Origin of the sequence: Methylobacterium sp. WL6 (assembly GCF_008040095.1) — a bacterium.
GTDB lineage: Bacteria > Pseudomonadota > Alphaproteobacteria > Rhizobiales > Beijerinckiaceae > Methylobacterium.
On record NZ_VRVH01000282.1, the window covers coordinates 1 to 5,854 of the forward strand.

6 protein-coding genes are annotated in these 5,854 nt (G+C 70.3%); 1 reads left to right on the forward strand and 5 read right to left on the reverse strand.

Going from position 1 to position 5,854, the window contains the following annotated elements; genetic code table 11:
* The 3 genes from FV230_RS23465 to FV230_RS23475 form a co-directional block, all read right to left on the reverse strand.
* The coding region (locus tag FV230_RS23465) for a carboxyl transferase domain-containing protein (RefSeq protein ID WP_281407511.1) at positions 1-602 on the reverse strand (602 nt) is incomplete at its 3' end.
* Between the two features lie 187 nt (positions 603-789).
* Entirely contained in the window at positions 790-2,163 is a 1,374-nt protein-coding gene (locus FV230_RS23470; protein ID WP_147728255.1) for a PleD family two-component system response regulator, read from the reverse strand.
* Between the two features lie 61 nt (positions 2,164-2,224).
* On the reverse strand, positions 2,225-2,596 hold the full coding sequence (locus FV230_RS23475; RefSeq protein WP_147728258.1) for a response regulator: 372 nt from the start codon (positions 2,594-2,596) through the stop codon (positions 2,225-2,227).
* Between the two features lie 79 nt (positions 2,597-2,675).
* Here FV230_RS23475 and FV230_RS23480 point away from each other — a divergent pair, with 79 nt between their 5' ends.
* Positions 2,676-2,987, forward strand: coding sequence for a DUF3572 domain-containing protein (locus FV230_RS23480; RefSeq protein ID WP_147728254.1), 312 nt, complete (start codon positions 2,676-2,678; stop codon positions 2,985-2,987).
* 15 nt (positions 2,988-3,002) lie between these two features.
* Here the strand turns inward: FV230_RS23480 and FV230_RS23485 are convergent, their stop codons facing one another.
* Together FV230_RS23485 and FV230_RS23490 are read right to left on the reverse strand one after the other, a co-directional pair.
* Positions 3,003-3,929, reverse strand: a complete 927-nt coding sequence (locus tag FV230_RS23485) for a cell envelope integrity EipB family protein (RefSeq protein WP_243933386.1) — start codon at positions 3,927-3,929, stop codon at positions 3,003-3,005.
* A gap of 89 nt (positions 3,930-4,018) precedes the next feature.
* Positions 4,019-5,845, reverse strand: a complete 1,827-nt coding sequence (locus tag FV230_RS23490) for an ABC transporter ATP-binding protein (RefSeq protein ID WP_147844112.1) — start codon at positions 5,843-5,845, stop codon at positions 4,019-4,021.
* Between the last annotated feature and the right edge of the window lie 9 nt (positions 5,846-5,854).

Here is a 5,854-nt window from a genome sequence, read left to right on the forward strand (position 1 = left end):
CCGCCCTCCCCGATCACCAGCGCGACGTTCGCCACGCCGAGGCCGAGGCAGGCCTCCGTCGAGCGGGCGATGGCCTCGGCTTGGCCGCGCTCCTCGGCCTCGATGCCGGGGAAGGCGCCGGCGGTGTCGACGAAGGCCAGAACCGGCAGCCCGAAGCGGTCGGCGAGCTCCATCAGGCGCACCGCCTTGCGGTAGCCTTCCGGGCGGGCCATCCCGAAATTGTGCCGCAGGCGCGTCTCGGTGGTCGCGCCCTTCTCCTGGCCGAGCACGCAGACCGGCCGGCCGCGGAAGCGACCCATGCCGCCGACGATCGCCGCGTCCTCGCCGAAGCCGCGGTCGCCGGCCATCGGCGTGAAATCCTCGATCAGCCCGGTGCAGTAGTCGACGAAGTGCGGCCGCTGCGGATGCCGGGCGACCTGGGTCTTCTGCCAGGGGGTGAGGTTGGCGTAGATCTCGGCCAGCGCCTGCGCCGCCTTCGCCTCCAGCCGCCCGACCTCCTCGCTGATCGCGACGGCGCCGTCGCGGGCGCCGACGGCGCGGAGTTCCTCCAGCTTCGCCTCAAGCTCGGCCACGGGCTTCTCGAAATCGAGGTAGGAGCGCATCGCCGCCATCGTCGTCACAGTACTCCCATCCGAAGGCCGGTGCGGCTGCGGCGCTGGTGCCGAAGGCCCCGGCCGCGAACGGCGCAGGGTGTTGGCGAAGCGCGGACGGGTGTCAACCGGCGGACCTTCGCCGCAGGGATGCGTCCGTTCCAAGCGTGCGCGCCGAATCCGGCGACGATCGGACGGGTCAGGCCGCCTGGGCCTCGACGCGGTTCCGCCCCAGCGCCTTGGCGCGGTAGAGCGCGAGGTCGGCGCGCTTCAGCATCTCGCCGGGGCCGACATCCTCGGGCTGACGGGTCGCGACGCCGATCGACACGGTGACGGGGACGCTGCGTGTGTCGCGATGGATCGAGAACGGCATGCCCTCGATCCGCTCGCGGATGCGCTCGGCGATGGCGTGGGCCTCGGCGAGGCCGGCATCGGGCAGGATGATGACCACCTCCTCGCCGCCGTAGCGGGCGACGATGTCGATGGTGCGGGTGTGCAGGCGGACGCGGTCGGCGAAGGTGCGCAGCACCTCGTCGCCGGCTTCGTGGCCGTGGGTGTCGTTGATCGCCTTGAAGTGATCGATGTCGAGGATCAGCCCGGCGACCGGGCGCTCGCGCAGCCGCGGATCGGAGAACAGGCCGGCGAGGTGGTTGTCGAGGTAGCGCCGGTTGTGCAGTCCGGTGAGCCCGTCGGTGACGGCCATCTCCATCGACGCCTGCACCGCGCTGCGCAGAACCTCGGAGAATCGCTTGCGGCGGATCTGGGTGCGGACCCGCGCGACCAGCTCGTTGCGGTCGATCGGGCGGAGCAGGTAGTCGTGGACACCGAAATCGAGGCCGCGCACGATGCGGGCGCGGTCATGCGCCTCGGCCAGCATGATCAGCGGCACCTGCCGGGTCCGCTCCAGGTTGCGCAGCTGGCTGCACAGGCGCAGCCCGTCGAAGCCCTCGAGGTCGAGGCTGACCAGGACGAGGTCGAAGCCGCCCTCGGCCGCCACGTGGATCGCCGCCTGCGGATCGGTCTCGAGCGTGACCGCGTGGAACTGGCCGAGCGCCGCCGCCATCCGCTCGGCCGAGCCGCGCCGATCCTCGACCAGCAGCAGGCTGGCGTTGAGGCCGGTCTCGGCGGTGGCGAGCGCCAGCGGGTCGCCCATGCCGAACTCGCGCGAGGCGAGCGCGCGGCTGCGCAGCTCGTCGGTCACGGCCTTCAGGCGCACGAGGCTGCGGACGCGGCTGAACAGCGCGGTGTCGTCGATCGGCTTGGTCAGGAAATCGTCGGCGCCGGCGTCGAGGCCCTTCAGGCGGTCCGAGGGTTGGTCGAGGGCCGTGACCATCACCACCGGCAGGTGCGCGGTGAGCGGGTTGTTCTTGAGGATGCGGCAGACCTCGAACCCGTCCATGCCGGGCATCATCACGTCGAGGAGGACGAGGTCGCACAGGCCCTTCTCGCAGATCGCGATCGCGTCCGGGCCGTTCATGGCCGCGACGGTGTCGAAGTATTCCAGCGCGAGCTTCGTTTCGAGAAGCTTCACGTTCGGGAAGAGGTCGTCGACGATCAGGACGCGGGCCGACATCGTTCCTCGCACAAGGTTTCAGCGGGCGATCGCAGGCGCCGTCGAGGGCTCGATCCGGACCTTACTTGTCGGCAAGATACGTGCGAACCGTTGCCAAAAACTTCGCGACGGAGATCGGTTTGGACAAATATGCCTCGCAACCGCCCTCGAGAATGCGTTCCTCGTCCCCCTTCATGGCGAAGGCGGTGATGGCGACGACGGGAATGTGCTTGAGGTCGTCGTCCTCCTTGAGCCACTTGGTCACCTCGAGCCCCGAAACCTCGGGAAGCTGGATGTCCATCAGGATCAGGTCGGGATGGTGGGCACGCGCGAGCTCGATCGCCTCGATGCCGTTGGCCGTCTTGAGGGTCGCGTAACCGTGGGCCTCCAACAAGTCGTTGAAGAGCTTCATGTTCAGTTCGTTGTCCTCGACGATCAACACCGTTTTCGTCATCACGCTTCGATCCCGGTGCCGCCGCGCGTCCTTTACGGGACGTTACCCGACCTCACGCCTTTGTAAGCGACAGATGTTGATGAATCGCAAATCACTTCAAGACGATGGGTCGACGCGAGCCACCGCCGCCGACCACAACCTGGCCGTCGACGTGCTCGGCTGGATGGTCGCCGACGAGGACCGCCTGTTCCCGTTCCTCAACGCGACCGGGCTGTCGCCCGAGGACGTCCGCGCGTCGCTGTCCGACCCGGCCTTCCTCGTCGGCGTGCTCGACCACGTCATGGGCGACGAGCCGGTGCTGCTCGCCTGCGCGCAGGGGCTCGACATCAAGCCCGAGCGCATCGCGGCGGCGTGGCGACGGCTCTCGCCGCAACAATCCGACGAGTTCTAAAGGGCCGCGTGCCGGCTACGGGGCGCACGGCTTGTCCGGCGCCTTGTCGAGCTCGAGGCGGGTCATGTCGCCGAGGATCGCGAAGTCGCCGTAGTCGAGCTTGAGCGCGCCGCTGACCCCGTTCTCGTAGAGGTCGAAGGTAAGGGTGTAGATCGGCGTGCGCTCGCCCTCCCCTTGCGTGAAGTAGCTCAGCGTCACCGGCCAGTGCGGCACGGCGGCCATCGCACCCTCGTGCAGCGGCTTGTCGCGGTCCGACGCGGCGGCGTTCGCCGGCGCCGTCGCACGGCGGCCGATCACGGCCAGGGTGTCGTAGACCTTGCGGCCGTCGTCCGACCCGTCGAACACTTTGGCCGACATCGTGGTGTCGCCGGCCCGCGCGGCCTGGACGAGGCGGCGCATGTGCAGGCTCGGGAACAGCACCGGGCCGGCGGCGGTGAACTGGTCCTTCTTCGGCTCCTTGAGCCGGACCTTGAACGCGTCGCCGCTCGCATCCGCGGTGCCGTCGACGGCCGGGCTCGGCTGTCCGTTCAGCACCGTCACCGTGCGGAAGCGGAAATCGCGGGCCTCGCCGCCCTCGAAGGTGGTGTTGCGCAGGTCCGAGGTCCGGCTGCCGCTCTCGCCGGATTCGAGCACCGTCACCTGGCGGGTCTGCATGGTGTAGCCGCGGCAGGAGTCGCCCTTGAACTCGATCACGATGCGCCCGCGCGCGCTCTCGACCGCCCGGGTCCCGCCGGTGGAGGCGAGCGACAGGTCGTAGACCGCCTTGTGGTTGGCGAGGATCACCGGCTCGGGCTTTCCGGGCTTCGGATCCTCGGGCTTTGCCGCCTCGGGCGCCGGCTTGGCCGAGGCGTCGGGCGTGGCCGGCGCCGCATGGGCCATGCCGCCGAAGCAGGCCGCGCCGGCGAGGAACGCGGCGACGAGGGCGGTGGCGTGGCGTGGCATCGTGAAAACTCCCGAGGCGGTGACGGCCGAAGTTGAGGCGCAGGCTGCAGGTAGTGGGTGCCGGGCCCGGAGCAATGCCGGGCGCCGGATCAGCGGTAGCCGGCCGCCTGAAGCTCGAACAGCTCGGCGTAGCGTCCGCCGAGGGCGACGAGCGCGTCGTGCGTGCCGGCTTCGAGCACCTTTCCGTCCTCCAGCACCAGGATGCGATCGGCCATCCGAACGGTGGAGAATCGGTGCGAGATCAGCACCGCGGCCCGCCCGGCGCTGAGGTCGCGGAAGCGGCGGAACACGTCGTACTCGGCGCGCGCGTCGAGCGCGGCCGTCGGCTCGTCGAGGATCAGGATCTCGGCGTCGCGCATGTAGGCCCGGGACAGGGCGATCTTCTGCCACTGGCCCCCGGACAGGTCGACGCCGCCGTCGAAGCGCTTGCCGAGGGGCTGGTCGTATCCGGCCGGCAGGCGCGCGATGACCGCGTCGGCGAGGCCGCGCACAGCCGCACGGCCGATGCGCTCGGCATCGTCCCGGGCCTCGATCCGCCCGACGGCGACGTTCTCGCCGGCGGTGAGGTCGAAGCGGACGAAATCCTGGAAGATCGCACCGATGCGGCCGCGGAGCGCGTCGAGGTCGTAGGCCTGCAGCGGCAGGCCGTCGAGCAGGATGCGCCCCTCGGTCGGGTCGTAGAGCCGGGTCATCAGCTTGACGATCGTGGTCTTGCCGGCCCCGTTCTCGCCGACGAGCGCCAGGGTCTCGCCCGCCGCGAGGGTGAAGCTCAGGTGCCGCACCGCCCACGCGTCGACGCCGGGATAGCGGAAGCCGACATCCTCGAAGGCGAGGCCCTGGCGGATCGTCGCCGGCAGGGGTGCCGGGGTCTCGGGCGAGCGGATCGACGGCGCGATCGCGAAGAACGAGAACAGGTCCTCGAGGTACTGCGTCTGCCCGGCGATCTGGGTGAACCCGAGCAGCAGGCCCTCGATCAGCCCGCGCAGGCGCTGGAAGGCGCCGGCAAGGAAGGCGAGATCGCCGATCGAGAAGCCGCCCGCCACAGTGCGCCAGACGATGACGGCGTAGGCGGCGTAGTAGGCCAGCGTGCCGAGCGCCGCGAAGGCGCCGCCCCAGCCGGCGCGGCGGATCGCCAGCGCGCGGTTGTCGGCCACCACCTTGTCGGCGAGGCCGGCATAGAGGTCGGTGATGTAGCCGTTCAGGCCGAACAGCTTGACCTCCTTGGCCGATTCGACGCTGGCGCCGAGGTAGCGCAGGTAGTCGATCCGCCGCCGTTCCGGGGTGCGGATCCAGGCGAGGCGGTAACCGGCTCGGGTGAAGTGCGCCTCGTTGAGGAAGGCCGGCACCAGCGCCGCCGCGATCAGCACGATCAGCCACGGGGTGTAGACCGCGACGCCCGCGGCGAACGAGAGCAAAGTCACCAGGGCCTGCCCCTGCCCGAACACCTGGGCGATCAGGCTGGTGCGCCCGGTGACCTGCCGGCGCGCCCGCTCAAGCCGGTCCTGCTGTGCGCTGTCCTCGAACTGCGCGAGGTCGAGGGCCGCCGCATGGCGCATCAGCCGGAGCGAGGCGGCGTTGGAATAGAGGTCGGCGACCAACCCGTCAACCAACGTGCTGAGGCGTCCGATCAGGTCGGAGAGGATCGCCAGGGCGAGTTCGGCCGCGACCAAGGCCGCGAGCCGCGACAGGTGCGGGTCCGAGAGCCACGCATCGACGCTCATCGGCGTCGCCCGCGGCCGGGCATGTTCCGCGACGATCGCGTCGAGGATCAGCTTCGCGAGCCACAGGGTCGCCACCGGCAGCCCGGCGCCGACGAGGCGCAGTGCGAGGCTGGCGGCGAACAGGCGCGGGCTCGCGGCGCGGACCTGCGCGAACAGGGCCGGCAGGTAGCGCAGCGATCCGAAGCGTTCGGAGATGTGTCGCCT